Source organism: Gracilibacillus lacisalsi DSM 19029 (assembly GCF_000377765.1).
GTDB classification, from domain to species: Bacteria; Bacillota; Bacilli; order Bacillales; family Amphibacillaceae; genus Gracilibacillus; species Gracilibacillus lacisalsi.
The window spans coordinates 54072-71300 of sequence record NZ_KB898668.1 but is presented as its reverse complement, the minus strand read 5'-3'; the positions used below and the strand labels follow the sequence as shown (position 1 = coordinate 71300).

Genomic DNA, 17229 nt, shown 5'->3' with positions numbered 1-17229 from the left:
AATAATCATGGCTAAAAGACAACAACTGACCGGAAAACAAAAAGCTGCTATTTTATTAATCTCTCTAGGTCCGGATGTTTCTGCCCAAGTGTATAAGCATTTAACGCCAGAAGAGATTGAAAAACTCACATTAGAAATCTCATCTGTTAAGAAAGTTGATGGGACGCAAAAGGATGAGATTTTGGAGCAATTCCATGAGATAGCGATGGCTCAGGATTATATTTCTCAAGGTGGTATCAGTTATGCAAAAACCGTTCTTGAAAAAGCTTTAGGAGAGGAAAAAGCAGGTGATATCCTAAACAGACTGACTTCCTCCTTACAAGTAAAACCGTTTGATTTCGCAAGGAAAGCTGAACCTAATCAAATAATAAATTTTATTCAAAATGAACATCCTCAGACAATTGCACTTGTTTTATCTTACTTGGATTCTGAACAATCTGCTCAGATTTTGTCAGAATTACCACAAGAAATGCAAGCTGATATTGCAAGACGGATAGCAGTTATGGACTCTACATCTCCGGAAATCATATCCGAGGTAGAGCAAATTCTTGAACGAAAGCTATCTACTACTGTTTCACAGGATTATACACAAACTGGTGGTATTCAAGCAGTTGTAGAAGTGTTAAATGGTGTGGATCGAAGTACGGAGCGAACGATTTTAGATACGCTTGAAATTGATGATCCAGAATTAGCAGAAGAGATCAAGAAAAGAATGTTTGTATTTGAAGATATTGTTACACTTGATAATCGTGCTATCCAACGTGTTATTCGTGAAGTTGAAAATGATGATTTACGCTTATCCTTAAAAGTTGCGAGTGATGAAGTGAAAGAAATTGTCTTTAATAATATGTCTACACGAATGGCAGAAACATTCAAAGAAGAAATGGAATTTATGGGGCCAGTTCGATTACGTGATGTAGAAGAAGCACAATCGCGTATAGTATCTGTTATAAGAAGATTAGAAGAAGTTGGCGAGATTGTCATTGCTAGAGGTGGAGGAGATGATATTATTGTCTAATCGCTCCTTACCACCAAGGAAAATACAGTTACGAAAAATAGAAACACCGAAAACAAACCAACATTCAACTGAACAAGATGATCAAGAAACGTTACATAATATCTACCAGCAAATAGAGGATGCAGAACAGAAGTATCAAGAAACATTAAATAAAACAGAACAACGGAAAGAAGAAGTACAAGCAGAAATCAATCAATGGCGCCAGGAGTGGGAGCAAGAAAAAGCACACTATATGGAACAGGCCCAACAAGAAGGCTATCAACAGGGTTTTAAACAAGGGCAAGAAGATAGTATTCAACAATTTCAGAAGATAGTCAAAGAAGCTAAAGACGTACTGAAGACGGCTAACCAGGAATATCACAAAATTGTTGCAGAGAGTGATGAGACAGTTTTACAAATTGCAATGGCTGTAGCTGAAAAAGTTTTGAAACAGTCTATCCAACAAGATCATGCGAAATTTGTTGGAATTGCGCAATCTTTGATAGAGCAGGTAAAAGACCAGTCAAACATTAAATTATTTGTCTCCAGTAATTATTATCCATTTCTTATCGAAAATAAGGATGAGTTAAGTTCGATCATTCATGATGATATAGAATTTAGAATATATCCGTCGGTTGAGTTGCAAGGAGAACAAATTATTATCGAAACACCGTCTGGAAGAATTGATGCTTCTGTTGACAGCCAATTAGAAGAGATTAGAACGAGACTTTTTCATGTAGTGGAGGAGATCACACGTGAAAACACAAATGATACTGAATGAAATTCATGATTTAGATGCCTATAAAAGATATGGAAAAGTAGACCGTGTAATTGGGCTATTAATTGAAGCAAGAGGCCCTGAAGCACGCATTGGTGAAGTGTGCTATATCCACACGAAAAAGAAGAATGAAAAAATCATGGCAGAAGTAATTGGTTTTTACGAAAAAAAAGTCCTTTTAATGCCTTATTCGACACTGCATAATATTGCGGCAGGTTGTTTAGTAGAAGCAAGCAAAAATGCATTGCAAATCAAGGTAGGTAGAGCATTAATCGGCAAGGTAATTGATTCAACTGGTAATTTACTAGATGGTTCTCATTTACCTAAAGGGTTAAAAGAGTATCCAACAGAGCAAGCTCCACCTAATCCAATTGAAAGACCTAGAATTAAAGAACCAATTCAGATTGGCGTAAAAGCAATTGATACGATGTTAACAGTTGGAAAAGGCCAAAGAATTGGAATTTTCGCAGGAAGTGGTGTAGGGAAAAGTACGCTGTTAGGTATGATTGCTCGAAATAGTAATGCCGATATCAATGTAATTGCTCTGATTGGCGAGCGTGGGAGAGAAGTAAAAGAATTTATTGAACGCGAGTTAGGTCCGGAAGGTTTAAAGAAATCTATTGTGGTGGTTGCCACCTCTGATCAGTCTGCTTTAATGCGAATTAAAGGTGCATATACAGCAACAGCAATTAGCGAATACTTTCGGGATTTGGGTTATGATGTGAATTTGATGATGGATTCCGTTACAAGGGTAGCTATGGCACAGCGAGAAATAGGACTTGCCATTGGAGAACCACCAACAACAAAAGGGTACACTCCATCCGTTTTTGCGATGCTACCATCTCTGTTGGAACGGACAGGTACTAGTAAAAATGGTTCAATTACAGCTTTTTATACCGTTCTTGTGGATGGTGATGACTTTAACGAACCAATTGCTGATACAACAAGAGGTATCTTGGATGGTCATTATATTTTGGATCGTAAATTAGCTGAAAAAGGGCAGTTCCCAGCGATCAATGTTCTGCAGTCTGTAAGCAGGGTAATGCCTGAGATTGTTTCAAAAGAAAGGCTGGAATTAACGCAGAAAATTCGTTCTATTCTAGCTACCTATGATGATAATCAAGAGTTAATTCAAATAGGGGCTTATAAAAGAGGCTCTAATAAATCCGTTGACCAGGCGATTCAACTTCAACCAGGGATTTTAAACGTCTTGAAGCAGGATATGAATGAAAACGCAGATGAAAAAACGGCGCTTCAACAATTACAAGAACTGGCAAAAAGGAGTAATTTCTGATGATGAATCAATTACATGGTTATGAAAAGATCAGAATGATAAGAGAAAATGAAAAAAACGACGCCCAACTTAAATTTCAAGAAGCCACAGCGGAATTTGAAAAGCATGCAAGTCACTTATATGATTTGCTGAAAAAGAAAGAGAAGATTGAAGAAAGCTATAAGCAGTCATTGTCAGACAAGTCCCAAATTGAAACAATCAAATCCTATCATCAATATTTAGACTTTCTTATGCCCGCGATAGTAAATGTTCAAAAAAAAGTAGATGCAGCAAGAAAGTATATGGACCAAGTACAAGAGTATGTAACCGAGCATTATATCGAAGTAAAAAAAATAGAAAAAATTATCGACAAAAAAGAACAGCAGTATAGACAATTAGAAGATAAAAAAAACTTAATGTTAATGGATGAAATTTCCATTCGTAAGTATATAGAAAAGTAAGGATAGGTGAAGAAATGGCGACCAATCCAAAGAAAAATAAAGAAAAAAAACCGAGTATTTTTCAGTGGTTAATAGTTATAGTTGTACCGTTAATTGTTGCATTACTGTTTGCGGTAGTCATCCTATACTTTATGGGCGTGGATGTTGGTAAATATACCAAGGAAACATTGAATAAGGTTCCATTTATAGACGAGCATGTGACAACGGATCAAGAAGAATTACATGCTAATCAGATGGCTGAGAAGGATCAACAAATTGATAGCCTTCAAGAAGAGATCGATGCCTTGCAATATGACGTTCAATCCAAAGATGGAACTATTTCTGAATTGGAAGAAGAAATATCAGATTTGTCTTCACAAATAGTAGAATTGGAAGAAGCTCAAGAGAGTGATACCGAAAGTTCAGATTCATATGAGGAGCTTGCTGCTTCCTTTACGGCAATGAAATCAAAGACGGCAGCACCTATAATGGAAACAATGGAGACTAGCATCGCTGTTCCATTGTTACGTCAATTAGATTCAGAAGTTAGAGGAGAAATCTTAGGTGAGATGGACCCGGAAATAGCGGCAGAATATTCAGATTTATTAGTGAATGAATAATGAAACGAATTTGAAAGGGGGTGAAAAAATGATAGTAGCACCTGAATGGTTTGCAAATGGCTCAGCTGTTTCCGCACTTAATACTATAAGAGATAAAGTAGAGGGAAAAGGTTTTTCTGATCTTATGTCATCCAATATGATAAACAATAGACAACTAGCTAGTATATCGGAACCCGAAGCTGATAAAAGGTTAGTAAATCTAATTGATACAGAATCGCTACGAGAGTCCTTAGGAAGTTTATCAGAAGAACAGTTGGATGGAATAGCTGACATACTCAACATGATCAACAATAAGCTTGAGAACACTGACAATAAAGCTTTATCACAAGGGGAATTAATGACATTTATCACGGAGAACCTAAATGATGATCAGATAGATTTATTAGAAGGGCAGCTTGAGGTAGAGGATCAAGAAGTATTAATGGACTTGATCAAGAAGTTGCTAGAAATCGATCACATAGGCGAGAGTAAATTTGGTGAAACTCAAAAGACACCAGAACAATATACTAATTTTTATTTTAGCGATAGCTTTCTTGTACAAAATAATATAGTTCAAAAAAACCAAAGCAGAGAAGATGCTTTAACTGAAAAAGCAAAATCATTAGTAGAACAAACAGAAAAAATGCTACAACAAATTCAAAATCAAACTATTAGTAGTCGTGATTACAAACAAATCTTACAATTGTTGAAGCAATGGTCACAAATGAATAATCAGTCATTGCATGCAGCACAGAACCTTCTAACAGAAGCTACCAATGAGAAAAGTAATGAAATATGGTCTAAGTTATTAGCAAACTTTCAAAATCGCACGTCCATGCAACAACATTATGGAAGTACGCAAAAAGTTACGCAACAAGATGTAAAGCGGTGGATTGAAGGTGCAATGGAAAGAATAGAACCTGTAATGAAGCAGGAGCAAGCGCAAATCGTTAGAAATGATACTGGTACTCAACAAGTTCAATCGAAGGTACAACAATATGTGATTCATTTGTCCCAAACAAATAGTGATCAACAAATAGTACAGAAACAACTTATTGATCAATTTCAGCAAGTCATGCAAAAAAGCAATTTCATGAAACTAGCAAGTGGGACTAATCAGCTGATGTTAAAGCTTCAACCAGAACATTTAGGCGATATTACGGTTAAATTAACGCAAATCAATGGCGAAATGACAGTTAAAATGATTGCTAGTACACAAGGTGCTAAGGAATTGTTAGAAGGGAACTTAAAGCAGCTTCGTCATATGTTCTCGCCACAACAAGTAATCATTGAAAAACAAGAAAACTTTAGTCAGGTTAACCAAGAAGAATTAACGGATGACAACCTGAATTCTCAAGGAGAAGATCAGCAGGAACAGACGAACGATCAGGAGCAGGAAGAGAATAATGCAGAACATCAAAATCTAAGTTTCCACGACATCTTGATGGACGCGAAAGTGTAGGTGATAAACAATGACTTCTATTGATCCATCCTATTATTTATCTAACCAAAATCAATCAAGAGAGGTTAACAATAGTTTAGGGAAAGATGAGTTTTTAAAAATTTTAATGACACAACTAAAAAATCAGGATCCACTAAATCCGATGGAGGATAAAGAGTTTATCTCACAAATGACAACTTTTTCATCGTTAGAGCAAATGATGAACATGTCTAATTCTATTGATACGTTAGTACAAAATCAAACCGTTTCTCCAGTTATACAATACAGTCATTTAATCGGAAAAGAAGTTAGTTATTATCGGATAGATGAGAAAACAGGTGAAGTGGCAGAACCAAAAGAGATACTAACTAGTGAAGTAAAAGCTATCTCCCAAAAGAATGGATATGCTGTAATAGAGTTAGAGAATGAAACGAACATATTTACCGATGAGGTACTCAGAATCAATGATCCTTCCGCGGAATAAAAGAGGAGGGATACTATGGATAATCGGATTCATGCTTATCATCATCCACTTGTTCCAAAAAACTTAACAGTTCAACAAAATAAATCTAGTGATTTTGCTAAAGTCTTAAAACAACAACAGGAAATTGAAATAAGTAAACATGCTAGTGACAGAATGATTCAGCGAGATATTCATTTGAGTGATACAGATTGGAACAAGATGAACGAGAAACTAGATCAAGCTAAGGATAAAGGTGTAAAAGAGTCATTAGTGATAATGGGTGATGCAGCATTTATTGTTAATGCAGAAAGTAAGAAAGTGATAACTGCATTGGATAAAAGTGAGTTAAGCAGTAAAATCTTTACCAATATTAATGGAACGATCGTAATGGATTAGGCTGGACCCACAAGGGAGGCTTACAAGCTATCAACCGACAGCGATAGCTTAATAAAAAATGGAAAGGAAGTTATAAATGTTACGTTCAATGTATGCTGGTATTTCGGGTATGAAGAGTTTTCAAACAAAATTAGATGTAGTAGGTAACAATATAGCCAACGTAAATACAGCAGGTTTTAAAAAAGGTCGCGCAACTTTTCAGGATATGATGAGTCAAACTGTCTCTGGTGCAAGTGCTCCAACTGCTAATCGTGGGGGGATCAATCCTGCTCAAGTCGGGACAGGCTCTCAATTAGGTTCAATTGATAATGTTCATACACAAGGAAATCGTCAAACGACAGAGCGCCCATTGGATCTTCAATTAGAAGGGGACGGCATGTTTGTTTTTCAAGAAGGTGATGAATTACAGTACTCACGTGCAGGTAATATGTATCTAGATGATGATGGTAATATCGTAAATGCTAATGGTCAATATTTAATGGGTTTTCAACCACAAGGAGATGAGCCTTCGTCCATTGACGATATCGACCATAGTCAAGTTGGGATTATTAATATCCCTGATACTGCTTCAAGTTTCAGTATTGAAGGAAATGGAGTAGTTAATTATGTTGAAGATGGAGAAACAAGAGTTGCCGGGCAAATTGCTTTAAGTAAGTTCGCTAATGAAGGTGGCTTGGAAAAGGTAGGGTCAAATATGTATCAGACTACTGTTAACGACGGTCAGTTTGAAACTGGTGAAGATGATACGATTTATTATCAACCTGAAGAAGGTGGAACAGCTTCTATTGTTGCAGGGGCATTAGAAATGTCAAACGTCGATCTTTCTGAAGAATTTACTGAAATGATTACTGCTCAACGTGGTTTTCAAGCAAATACTAGAATTATTACAACCTCTGATGAAATTTTACAGGAACTGGTGAACTTAAAACGATAAAAAAGGAGGAAGAGAGTTAAGGCTCTAATCCTTAACTCTCTAAATCTATGATTACATTAACCAAATTAAAAGGTGACACGATTACGATTAACGCAATATACATAGAACGGATTGAGTCTTTTCCAGATACAACGATCACTTTGACCAATCAGAAAAAATTGTTTGTGAAAGAATCAGAAGAAGCTGTCAAGGAAATGGTGAGAGAGTTTTATAAGGAAATTGGTCTCATTCAACTTCAAAGAGAAGTAGGTGAACAAGGTAATGAATCCTAAGTTAATAAAAATACTGGTTGTCGTTTTATTAATCATTACGATAGCAGGAGCTGTAACATTATATTTTCTATTAGACAGTAACCCCGATGAAGGCGCGGCAATGTCAATTGATGATATGGTGAAATACTCTTATACAACCGAAGAAATAAGAACAGATTTAAATGATGGTAATTTCGTTCTCATTCAATTTCAATTTATTACAAATAGTAAAGCTGCATTAGAAGAAATTGAAAAAAGAGAATTCCAAGTAAAAAATGAATTTATAAAATCTTCAGTTGATTTAACAGCAAATGACTTTCAAGACAATTTATCGGAGTTAGAAAGTGATATGAAAACAGCTATGAATAAACATATGACGGAAGGTCAAATCGTCGATGTCTTAATTATAAGTAAAGTTATCCAGTAAGTTTACTCCGAATGGAGGTGGAAAAATGGCAGATGAAGTTCTTTCGCAAAATGAGATTGACGCCTTATTATCAGCTTTATCATCTGGTGAAATGGATGCCAATCAATTAAAAGAAGAAGAAAAAGATAAAAAGGTAAAAGTATATGATTTTAAAAGAGCATTAAGATTTTCTAAGGATCAAATTAGAAGTATTTCCAGAATTCATGATAACTTTGCTAGATTGTTATCAACGTATTTTTCAGCACAGTTAAGAACTTATGTACATATTTCTGTTGCTTCGGTAGATCAAATTCCTTATGAAGAGTTCATTCGCTCGATTCCAAGCAAAACAATTTTAAATGTCTACAGTGTTGAACCATTGGATGGAAGAATTATTTTTGAATTCAATCCAAATATAGCTTATGCCATGATGGATCGTATGCTAGGTGGTAAAGGAAGCAGTGTTAATAAGATTGATAACTTAACCGAGATTGAAACAACTCTGATGTCACAACTGTTTGAAAAAGCTTTAGACAATCTTCAAGAAGCCTGGAGCTCAGTAGTTAATATTGATCCAATGTTGGAGGACTTTGAAGTAAATCCACAATTTTTACAACTCGTTTCGCCTAATGAAACAGTTGTCGTTGTATCTCTGGATACTACCATTGGTGATAGTAGCGGTATGATTAACATTTGTATCCCTCATGTAGTACTTGAACCGATTATACCTAAATTATCTGTTCATTATTGGATGCAAAATGAAAATTCTAAAGAGAGAAAACCAGAAGAATATGAATCTATTTCTTATAATATCAAACAGACAAGTTTGGATATGACAGCCATATTAGGTGAAACATCGATTACATTAGAAGAATTTTTATTTTTAGGAATAGATGACACCATTGTACTGGATAAGAGTATTGATCAAGCTTTAACATTACAAGTTGATCAAGAGCCTAAATTTCTTGTACAACCAGGAAAGAAAAAACAAAAGATTGCAGTACAAGTAATAGACGAAATTAAGGGAGGGGATCACGATGATGAATGATGGAATGTTATCCCAAGACGAAATAGATGCGCTATTAAATGGTTCTGATGATACCAATGAAGATGTGAATTCAAATGAGGCTCCTTCCACAGATGAATGCCTATCATCTATTGAAGAAGATGCTTTGGGAGAAATTGGAAATATATCCTTTGGAAGCTCGGCAACCACACTCTCAACTTTATTAAATCAAAAAGTAGAGATTACAACACCAATCATTAGTGTTCTTCATAAGGGTGAATTAGAGGAAGAATTTCCTGTACCATATGTTGGAATAGAAGTGAAATATACAGAAGGCTTTAGTGGAGCAAATCTATTTATACTCGAATCAAAAGATGCTGCCATTATTGCTGATCTCATGCTTGGTGGAGATGGGAATCCCGAATCACAGGAGTTAAATGATATCCATTTAAGTGCTGTTCAAGAAGCAATGAATCAAATGATGGGAACTGCAGCGACAAGTATGTCTACTGTTTTTAATAAAAAGGTAGATATTTCTCCACCGACAACATCTATTATGGATGTAACAGAAGAAGAAACACAATTCTTAACGCCTGATGATGATGTCTTAATCAAGGTTTCGTTTCAATTAAAAATAGGTACATTAATAGATTCCAAAATAATGCAGTTGTTACCCGTTACGTTTGCTAAAGATTTAGTAGATCAATTACTGAATTCATCAGAGGAAACAAGTGCATCAAATAATCAAACGACTGATGACACTGAAATCAATCAACATCATGAGGCTACTGAGCCTGTGCCTAATACACAACCGGTTCAACAACAAGCACAGAGCGGTACTCATCAGCCAAAACAATTAGGAACTCAATCAGCAGGAACAAGTCAAGGGGTTCAAGCAGCAGCATTCTCAAGCTTTGATGATGTACCTTTACAACAAAGCGAAAAACGAAATCTAGACTTATTAATGGATATTCCATTACAGGTAACGGTCGAGTTAGGGAGAACAAAGCGAACGGTAAAAGAGATTTTAGAACTATCCTCAGGTTCTATTGTAGAATTAGATAAACTTGCAGGTGAACCGGTTGATATATTAGTCAACCAAAAACTGATAGCTAAAGGTGAGGTAGTCGTTATCGATGAAAACTTTGGTGTGCGGGTAACAGATATCGTAAGTAAAGAAGATAGATTAAAGCAACTAAAATAGATAATTGAAAGGATGGATAAACATGGCTAAAACAGTATTAATCGTAGATGACGCTGCTTTTATGAGAATGATGATCAAGGATATTTTAACAAAGAATGGGTATGACGTAGTAGGAGAAGCGCAAGATGGCCAAGAAGCTGTTGAAAAATATAAAGAATTACAACCTGACTTAGTAACAATGGACATTACAATGCCAGAGATGGATGGAATTGCTGCTTTAAAAGAAATACAAAGTATCAATGGAGATGCTAAGGTTATTATGTGTTCTGCTATGGGACAACAAGCAATGGTAATTGATGCAATTCAAGCAGGGGCTAAAGACTTTATTGTAAAACCATTCCAAGCTGATAGGGTAATCGAAGCCATTTCAAAAGTTTTAGGTTAATGAGGTGATTAGCATTAACCTGAAATCATGTATTAGCATATTTTTTATTTCCCTTCTAGTATGGCTTTTACCAATAAATCTAGAAGCAAGAATGGTAAATGAAATATTGGATAATCAAGAAGAAATACAACTAGAAGAAGAGAATGAAGTGGATGAAAGTGAAGGAGTCACAGAAACCGATGATCAGCTGGCTGTTGATTCGCCTAGTTTTATAGGTAGTTTCTTTAAACTCATTCTCTCCTTAGCTGTAGTAATTGGTTTGATTGTGCTGATCTCAAAGTTTTTGCGTAAAAAAAACGGTTTTCTCAAAAAGCATCAAGTAATTGAGAATTATGGTGGTATAACCGTTGGATCGAATAAATCGATTCAAACGATAAAAATAGGGGAGCGTTTTTATGTCATCGGTGTTGCAGATAATATTGAATTGTTGATGGAAATTACGGACCCTAATACAATCGAACAGTTAATGAAACAAGAAGAAACAAGTGATTCTTTAGATAAACTCAAGGCGAAATTGACGAAACAACCAGTAGAGTCAACGAAAAGTAGCAATCAAAACTTCACTTCGCTATTTAATAAGGAGCTTAATACAATGAAAGAAGGAAGAAAGAAAGTATATCAAAAACTGAAGGAAAGTAGTCGAAAAAATGATGATTCATCTCATTGATGTTTTCTCTGGTACAGATCCTGAGAGTATATCTACATCTGTCCGTTTACTTTTATTATTAACTGTTCTTTCATTGGCTCCTAGTATCTTAATATTGATGACTAGCTTTACTAGAATTTTGATTGTTTTATCTTTTGTGCGGACGTCTCTAGCAACACAGCAAATGCCGCCAAACCAAGTACTGATTGGTCTCGCTTTATTTATGACATTTTTTATTATGGCACCTACATTTCAAGAGGTAAACGAGGAAGCATTACAGCCGTTGTTCGAGGAAGAGATAACGTTAGAAGAAGCATATGATAATGCTAGTATCCCCATCAAAGAGTTTATGTCGAAACATACAAGGGAAAAAGATTTAGCGTTATTCATGAATTATGCAAAAATAGAAAGACCGGAAACTGTTCAAGATATCCCTTTGACAACATTAGTTCCAGCTTTCGCAATTAGCGAATTAAAAACTGCTTTTCAGATGGGCTTTATGATATTTGTTCCATTCCTAGTCATTGATATGGCAGTTGCAAGTGTTTTAATGTCTATGGGGATGATGATGTTACCGCCAGTAATGATTTCATTACCATTTAAAATATTATTGTTTGTTCTAGTAGATGGGTGGTATTTAATTACGCATTCATTATTAGATGGTTTCTTACCACTTTGACATAGTTTGAGAGGAGATACTGATAGTGAGTGGAGAATTTGTCGTTTCATTAGCCGAGCAGGGGATATTCACCATATTAATGGTGGCAGGCCCAATTCTTATATTGGCACTAGTAGTAGGTTTATTAGTAAGTATTTTTCAAGCTACTACCCAAATTCAAGAACAAACACTTGCATTCATACCGAAGATTGTTGCTGTTTTATTAGGTATTGTTATATTTGGCCCTTGGATGTTAGCAACAATGGTAGAATTTGCAACAAATATATTCGAAAATATGAATCAGTTTGTGGGATAGGATATGTTTGAGTTAATAGATATCAATCGTTTTCCGGCATTTATTTTAATCCTAGTCAGAGTCATATCATTTTTTGCAACAGTACCGATTTTCTCTTATCGAAATATACCAACACAATTAAAAATTGGTATTGGTGTTTTTATAGCATGGATTATGTTTTATACACTGGATATCCCTGAGCTTGCATTTGATGGCTTGTATATCTTACTCATTATGAAAGAGGCAGTCATCGGTTTATTATTAGGTTTAATTGCCTATTTAATTTTATCCGCTATTCAGATTGCAGGTGGCTTTATCGATTTTCAAATGGGTTTTGCGATTGCAAATGTTGTTGACCCGCAAACTGGAGCTCAAAGTCCATTAATAGGACAATACTTTTATACGCTCGCTATTCTTTTTTTGTTATCAGTTGACGGTCATCACCTACTACTTAATGGGCTAATGTATAGTTTTGAAGAGTTGCCGTTAGATCAGTTATTTCAATTTAATAGTCTAGATTTGATTCTGCAAACGTTCAGCCAAATGTTTTTAATGGCATTTCAATTAGCTCTTCCAATAGTTGGTTGTTTGTTTTTAGTGGATGTAGCGTTGGGTATTATTGCCAGAACCGTCCCGCAACTAAATGTTTTTGTTGTAGGACTTCCACTGAAAATTTTTGTTTCCTTTGCTGTACTATTTATGTTTGTAACTTTTTATATGATGGTTGTGCAACAACTTTTTCAATATACGTTAGAAACGATGCAAAGTCTTATTCAAATGTTCGGGGGTGCTTAATAGATGCAATTAAGGCTTGATCTTCAATATTTCGCAGGCGAAAAAACAGAAAAAGCTACTCCGAAGAAAAGACAAGACGCTCGTAAAAAGGGGCAAGTTGCCAAAAGTCAAGATGTAAATACAGCCATTTTACTATTTTTTGTATTTATTATTTTACTAGTGACAGGTGATAACCTGAAAAGCACGATGTCAGAAATGTTTAGCAAATCATTTACAGAATATATTCATCATGATGTAACTGAAGAAGAACTTTTCCGTATGTTTTTAGATGTTTTGTCCCAAATAAGTATTGCTATCGCGCCCATTATGCTTATTGCAATTGTAGCCGGGCTAGCTTCAAACTTTATGCAAATAGGCTTTCTATTTACAACTGAACCACTAAAAATGAAGTTAAATAAAATTGATCCGATTCAAGGTGCGAAGAGGATATTTTCTGCCAGAGCACTGGTGGAGTTAGTAAAATCGTTGTTAAAAATTGTCGTTGTAGGAGTGATCACGTTCTCAATCATATGGATCAATCGAGATGAAATGATGATGCTAGTCGATAAAGACGTTCATGGTGCATTAGCTTTCTTTGGACAGATGACGATTCAAATGGGAGTTGCAGCGGCAATCGGTTTGCTGATTATTTCGGTGATTGATTATGCTTATCAAAAATATGATTTTGAAAAACAAAACAAAATGTCTAAAAATGATGTGAAAGATGAACATAAAAATATTGAAGGGGATCCATTGATCAAATCAAAAATTAAGGAAAAGCAAAGACAGATGGCGATGCAAAGGATGATGAGTGAAGTACCTAATGCAGATGTGGTGATCACCAATCCAACTCATTATGCGATTGCAATTAAATATGATGAACGAAAGGCAGATGCGCCATATGTTGTTGCCAAAGGTGTCGATTTTGTTGCGATGCGAATCAAGGATATTGCTCGAAACCATGATGTGGTAATGGTAGAAAATCGACCTTTAGCAAGAGCATTATATGATCAAGTCGAGATTGATGAAATCATAAGTGAAGAATTTTTCCAAGCTGTAGCAGAAATTTTAGCATATGTCTATCGAATTGAAAAGAAGATTTAAGAACCGTTTGTGTGTTTTACGTAAAGGAGTTGTAAGAAGATGAAAGCTAGAGATTTTTCCGTTTTATTTGGTGTTATATCTATTATTATTATGTTAGTTATTCCTCTTCCAGGGTGGTTATTAAGTATCTTAATTTTAACCAATATATCTCTAGCATTAATCGTGATTTTAGTCTCCATGAATACAACAGAGGCATTGCAATTCTCTGTTTTTCCTTCTTTACTATTGCTATTGACATTATTCCGGTTAGGTTTGAATGTATCAACTACTAGATCTATTCTATCAGAGGCAGATGCAGGTGGCGTAGTGGAGACATTTGGTACTTTCGTTATCGGAGATAATCCTTTGGTAGGTTTTGTTGTGTTCGTTATTTTAGTGATTATTCAATTTTTAGTTATTACCAAGGGTAGTGAGCGTGTATCAGAAGTTGCTGCTCGCTTTACATTAGATGCAATGCCAGGTAAGCAAATGAGTATCGATGCCGATTTAAATGCAGGAATGATTAATGAACAACAAGCAAAGGAACGACGTGAAAAAATTGAGCATGAAGCTGATTTTTATGGCGCAATGGATGGTGCCAGTAAATTCGTAAAAGGTGATGCCATTGCAGGTATCATTATTGTTCTCATCAATATTATCTTTGGATTAATTATTGGAATGGCACAGCTTGGATTGAGTTTTAATGAAGCTATTGATATATATATGCGGTTAACCGTTGGGGATGGATTAGTTAGTCAAATCCCAGCCTTACTAATATCAACAGCTACTGGGATCGTGGTTACTAGAGTTGCCTCAGATGGTAATTTGAGTGCGGATGTCAGCAAACAATTATTGAGATATCCTACACTACTTTATATCGCGGGTGGTACGATTTTCTTTTTAGGTTTAACACCGATCAATTTTCTTCTGACAACGATGATCGCTGCTGTATTAATTGTTAGTGCATATCTGTTATCGAGAAGCACGCAGGTAGATGAAGCTCCAAGTGATGAACAGGTAGATGAAGCAGAATCGGAAGAAATGCAATCACCAGAAAATGTAGTTGGTCTGATTAATATGGATCCGATTGAATTCGAATTTGGTTATGGCTTAATTCCGTTAGCTGATTCTAATCAGGGTGGAGATTTATTAGACCGAGTTGTAATGATTAGACGTCAATTAGCAATTGAATTAGGTTTAGTTATTCCAGTGGTAAGAATTCGAGACAATATTCAGTTAAACCCTAATGAATATCGGCTTAAAATAAAAGGAAATGAAATTGCTAGAGGAGAGCTACTACTTGATCATTATTTAGCGATGAGTCCAGGAATTGAAGATGATGAATTAGAGGGTATTGATACAGTGGAGCCGGCATTCGGGTTACCTGCTAAATGGATTACGGAAGATGTTCGAGATGATGCAGAAATGTCTGGTTATACCGTTGTAGATCCTCCATCTGTTGTATCGACGCATATAACAGAGTTAATCAAACGTTTTGCACACCAATTAATTGGTCGTCAAGAAACACAACAATTAATTGATCATTTGAAAGAGTCCAATCCGATTTTAGTAGAAGAAGTAACACCAGAGCCATTAGCGGTTGGAGATGTCCAAAAAGTTTTAGCTAAGTTGTTGCGTGAAAATGTGTCTATTAAGAATTTGCCCGTTATTTTTGAAACATTAGCCGATTTTGCCAAAATGACAACTGATACAGATTTACTGACCGAATATGTAAGACAATCATTATCCGTTCAAATTACCAATGATATCGTACAAGGTAAGCAACAACTAAAAGTGATCACTGTTTCAGGTGAAGTGGAAAAATTAATTGCTGAACACATACAACAAACCGAGCATGGAAGTTACTTAGCAATGGATCCTGATACACAACAACAAGTGATTTATTCTGTTTCGGAAAATGTCGAGAACATGAGTTTACAGGAAGAGACGCCAGTTATCTTATGTTCACCGACCATTCGCATGTATTTCAAACAATTATTAGACCGCTTTTATCCACATGTAATTGTCCTGTCTTACAATGAGATTGAACCAACTGCAGAAATTCAAAGCATCGGGGTGGTGAACGTAGCATGAAAGTAAAAAAATTCAAAGGTGCAACAATGCCAGAAGTGATGCAAGTCGTCAGAAAAGAATTAGGGTCAGATGCTGTTATTTTAAACTCTAAGGTCATACATGAAGGCGGATTTTTGGGACTTTTTAAGAAGAGAAAAATTGAAGTCTTAGCGGCAATGGATCAAACAAAACTGCCAAAGAGAAGGAATAACGTGAGTAAACAGCTAGTAGAACCTAAATTAGATACTCATTCTTCAGGTAAGAATCCAAATCAAGAAGAGGTCTTAAAAGAATTGCGAGAAATGAAGCAATGGATGCAAAAGAATACGACAAAGGATATGGCCTTTAAGCTACCCTATCAAGTGGTTTACGATCATTTAGTCAAGCAAGAAGTAGATGAGACAATCGCTTATGAATTAATCGAATCTATTCAAGCAAGATTTGATCATGAGGAGATAGCGGAAATTAAAGTATGGGATCAGCTTGCTTTTGAAGTTAAGCACCGTATTGCAAACAAAGGGACTTTCGGTGGGGAAATATTTGATAAACAGTTTATTCATCTGGTTGGCCCTACTGGGGTAGGAAAAACGACAACGATCGCAAAACTAGCTGCTCATTGTGTATTAAACCGCCAAAAAAAAGTAGCATTTATAACAACAGATACGTATCGAATTGCTGCGATTGAGCAACTAAAGACTTATTCAAAAATCTTAGATGTCCCAATAGAAATCGCATATAATTTGGATGATTATCAAAAAGCGAAAGAAAAGTTTCGAGAGTATGATTATGTTTTCGTTGACACAGCTGGTAGAAATTTCAGAGATGAAAAATATATAAAAGAATTAGGTAAAATAGTTGATTTAAACCACGAGGTCAATACGTATCTAGTCCTTTCCTTAACTACTAGGGCAAAAGATCTAGAAGATATATATCAACAATTTGATAATATTCCAATCAAACAACTTATTTTAACAAAGAAAGATGAAACAACTACTTATGGTCCTGTATTAAATTTATGCTTAAAATATCAAATTGGAATTGCCTATATGACAAATGGTCAGGATGTACCAGATGATATTGAAGAAAGTTCTATAGATCAAATTGCAAAATTAATAGTTGGTGATTAA

The 17229-nt window shown here is 35.5% G+C and carries 21 protein-coding genes; all 21 read left to right on the top strand.

Features of this window, described 5'->3' with window-relative positions:
* Positions 1–7 precede the first annotated feature (7 nt).
* Positions 8–1018 carry a flagellar motor switch protein FliG gene (gene fliG / locus D569_RS0112035; protein ID WP_018932675.1) on the top strand — a complete coding sequence of 337 codons (1011 nt, stop codon included), beginning with the start codon at positions 8–10 and terminating at the stop codon, positions 1016–1018.
* Positions 1011–1778 carry a flagellar assembly protein FliH gene (gene fliH, locus D569_RS0112030; RefSeq protein ID WP_169336444.1) on the top strand — a complete coding sequence of 256 codons (768 nt, stop codon included), beginning with the start codon at positions 1011–1013 and terminating at the stop codon, positions 1776–1778. Before fliG ends, fliH begins: the two co-directional genes overlap by 8 nt.
* On the top strand, positions 1753–3069 hold the full coding sequence (gene fliI / locus D569_RS0112025) for a flagellar protein export ATPase FliI (protein WP_018932673.1): 1317 nt from the start codon (positions 1753–1755) through the stop codon (positions 3067–3069). Before fliH ends, fliI begins: the two co-directional genes overlap by 26 nt.
* Positions 3069–3509: a flagellar export protein FliJ gene (fliJ, locus tag D569_RS0112020; protein WP_018932672.1), complete on the top strand. Its 441-nt coding sequence runs from the start codon at positions 3069–3071 to the stop codon at positions 3507–3509. The genes fliI and fliJ overlap by 1 nt, the downstream gene beginning before the upstream one ends.
* Before the next feature lie 14 nt (positions 3510–3523).
* The gene (locus D569_RS0112015) at positions 3524–4108 is read left to right on the top strand and encodes a MotE family protein (protein ID WP_018932671.1); all 585 of its coding nucleotides are present in this window, start codon (positions 3524–3526) and stop codon (positions 4106–4108) included.
* A gap of 28 nt (positions 4109–4136) precedes the next feature.
* Positions 4137–5549, top strand: coding sequence for a flagellar hook-length control protein FliK (locus tag D569_RS0112010; RefSeq protein ID WP_018932670.1), 1413 nt, complete (start codon positions 4137–4139; stop codon positions 5547–5549).
* 10 nt (positions 5550–5559) lie between these two features.
* The gene (gene flgD / locus D569_RS0112005) at positions 5560–6012 is read left to right on the top strand and encodes a flagellar hook assembly protein FlgD (protein ID WP_018932669.1); all 453 of its coding nucleotides are present in this window, start codon (positions 5560–5562) and stop codon (positions 6010–6012) included.
* 15 nt (positions 6013–6027) lie between these two features.
* Positions 6028–6387 (top strand): TIGR02530 family flagellar biosynthesis protein, encoded by a 360-nt coding sequence (locus D569_RS0112000; protein ID WP_018932668.1) that lies wholly within the window; start codon positions 6028–6030, stop codon positions 6385–6387.
* A 76-nt stretch (positions 6388–6463) separates the two neighbouring features.
* Entirely contained in the window at positions 6464–7321 is an 858-nt protein-coding gene (flgG, locus tag D569_RS0111995) for a flagellar basal body rod protein FlgG (protein ID WP_018932667.1), read from the top strand.
* A 47-nt stretch (positions 7322–7368) separates the two neighbouring features.
* Positions 7369–7593 carry a flagellar FlbD family protein gene (locus D569_RS0111990; RefSeq protein ID WP_018932666.1) on the top strand — a complete coding sequence of 75 codons (225 nt, stop codon included), beginning with the start codon at positions 7369–7371 and terminating at the stop codon, positions 7591–7593.
* A complete protein-coding gene (locus D569_RS0111985) occupies positions 7583–7999 on the top strand; it encodes a flagellar basal body-associated FliL family protein (protein WP_018932665.1) in 417 nt (138 codons plus the stop codon). Before D569_RS0111990 ends, D569_RS0111985 begins: the two co-directional genes overlap by 11 nt.
* 25 nt (positions 8000–8024) lie before the next feature.
* Positions 8025–9026, top strand: a complete 1002-nt coding sequence (gene fliM, locus D569_RS0111980; protein ID WP_018932664.1) for a flagellar motor switch protein FliM — start codon at positions 8025–8027, stop codon at positions 9024–9026.
* Positions 9016–10188 carry a flagellar motor switch phosphatase FliY gene (gene fliY / locus D569_RS0111975; protein ID WP_018932663.1) on the top strand — a complete coding sequence of 391 codons (1173 nt, stop codon included), beginning with the start codon at positions 9016–9018 and terminating at the stop codon, positions 10186–10188. Before fliM ends, fliY begins: the two co-directional genes overlap by 11 nt.
* 22 nt (positions 10189–10210) lie before the next feature.
* A complete protein-coding gene (locus tag D569_RS0111970) occupies positions 10211–10573 on the top strand; it encodes a response regulator (RefSeq protein WP_018932662.1) in 363 nt (120 codons plus the stop codon).
* A gap of 91 nt (positions 10574–10664) precedes the next feature.
* Positions 10665–11240 carry a flagellar biosynthetic protein FliO gene (locus D569_RS22820; protein WP_018932661.1) on the top strand — a complete coding sequence of 192 codons (576 nt, stop codon included), beginning with the start codon at positions 10665–10667 and terminating at the stop codon, positions 11238–11240.
* Complete coding sequence (gene fliP / locus D569_RS0111960) at positions 11224–11898, top strand: flagellar type III secretion system pore protein FliP (RefSeq protein ID WP_026287314.1); 675 nt, start codon at positions 11224–11226, stop codon at positions 11896–11898. Before D569_RS22820 ends, fliP begins: the two co-directional genes overlap by 17 nt.
* A 25-nt stretch (positions 11899–11923) precedes the next feature.
* A complete protein-coding gene (fliQ, locus tag D569_RS0111955) occupies positions 11924–12193 on the top strand; it encodes a flagellar biosynthesis protein FliQ (RefSeq protein WP_018932659.1) in 270 nt (89 codons plus the stop codon).
* A 3-nt stretch (positions 12194–12196) separates the two neighbouring features.
* Entirely contained in the window at positions 12197–12967 is a 771-nt protein-coding gene (fliR, locus tag D569_RS0111950; RefSeq protein ID WP_018932658.1) for a flagellar biosynthetic protein FliR, read from the top strand.
* A gap of 3 nt (positions 12968–12970) precedes the next feature.
* Positions 12971–14050 carry a flagellar biosynthesis protein FlhB gene (gene flhB / locus D569_RS0111945; protein ID WP_018932657.1) on the top strand — a complete coding sequence of 360 codons (1080 nt, stop codon included), beginning with the start codon at positions 12971–12973 and terminating at the stop codon, positions 14048–14050.
* Positions 14051–14089: 39 nt separating this feature from the next.
* On the top strand, positions 14090–16123 hold the full coding sequence (flhA, locus tag D569_RS0111940) for a flagellar biosynthesis protein FlhA (protein WP_018932656.1): 2034 nt from the start codon (positions 14090–14092) through the stop codon (positions 16121–16123).
* Entirely contained in the window at positions 16120–17229 is a 1110-nt protein-coding gene (gene flhF / locus D569_RS0111935) for a flagellar biosynthesis GTPase FlhF (RefSeq protein WP_018932655.1), read from the top strand. The genes flhA and flhF overlap by 4 nt, the downstream gene beginning before the upstream one ends.

Bases quoted from the DNA above. Each gene is read 5' to 3' on its own strand.
- flhA (WP_018932656.1), top strand. From the start codon at position 14,090: ATGAAAGCTAGAGATTTTTCCGTTTTATTTGGTGTTATATCTATTATT.
- flgG (WP_018932667.1), top strand. From the start codon at position 6,464: ATGTTACGTTCAATGTATGCTGGTATTTCGGGTATGAAGAGTTTTCAA.
- flhF (WP_018932655.1), top strand. From the start codon at position 16,120: ATGAAAGTAAAAAAATTCAAAGGTGCAACAATGCCAGAAGTGATGCAA.
- D569_RS22820 (WP_018932661.1), top strand. From the start codon at position 10,665: ATGGTAAATGAAATATTGGATAATCAAGAAGAAATACAACTAGAAGAA.
- fliJ (WP_018932672.1), top strand. From the start codon at position 3,069: ATGATGAATCAATTACATGGTTATGAAAAGATCAGAATGATAAGAGAA.
- D569_RS0112000 (WP_018932668.1), top strand. From the start codon at position 6,028: ATGGATAATCGGATTCATGCTTATCATCATCCACTTGTTCCAAAAAAC.
- D569_RS0112010 (WP_018932670.1), top strand. From the start codon at position 4,137: ATGATAGTAGCACCTGAATGGTTTGCAAATGGCTCAGCTGTTTCCGCA.
- fliM (WP_018932664.1), top strand. From the start codon at position 8,025: ATGGCAGATGAAGTTCTTTCGCAAAATGAGATTGACGCCTTATTATCA.
- D569_RS0112015 (WP_018932671.1), top strand. From the start codon at position 3,524: ATGGCGACCAATCCAAAGAAAAATAAAGAAAAAAAACCGAGTATTTTT.
- D569_RS0111970 (WP_018932662.1), top strand. From the start codon at position 10,211: ATGGCTAAAACAGTATTAATCGTAGATGACGCTGCTTTTATGAGAATG.
- fliP (WP_026287314.1), top strand. From the start codon at position 11,224: ATGATTCATCTCATTGATGTTTTCTCTGGTACAGATCCTGAGAGTATA.
- fliR (WP_018932658.1), top strand. From the start codon at position 12,197: ATGTTTGAGTTAATAGATATCAATCGTTTTCCGGCATTTATTTTAATC.
- flhB (WP_018932657.1), top strand. From the start codon at position 12,971: ATGCAATTAAGGCTTGATCTTCAATATTTCGCAGGCGAAAAAACAGAA.
- D569_RS0111985 (WP_018932665.1), top strand. From the start codon at position 7,583: ATGAATCCTAAGTTAATAAAAATACTGGTTGTCGTTTTATTAATCATT.
- D569_RS0111990 (WP_018932666.1), top strand. From the start codon at position 7,369: ATGATTACATTAACCAAATTAAAAGGTGACACGATTACGATTAACGCA.
- fliG (WP_018932675.1), top strand. From the start codon at position 8: ATGGCTAAAAGACAACAACTGACCGGAAAACAAAAAGCTGCTATTTTA.
- flgD (WP_018932669.1), top strand. From the start codon at position 5,560: ATGACTTCTATTGATCCATCCTATTATTTATCTAACCAAAATCAATCA.
- fliY (WP_018932663.1), top strand. From the start codon at position 9,016: ATGATGAATGATGGAATGTTATCCCAAGACGAAATAGATGCGCTATTA.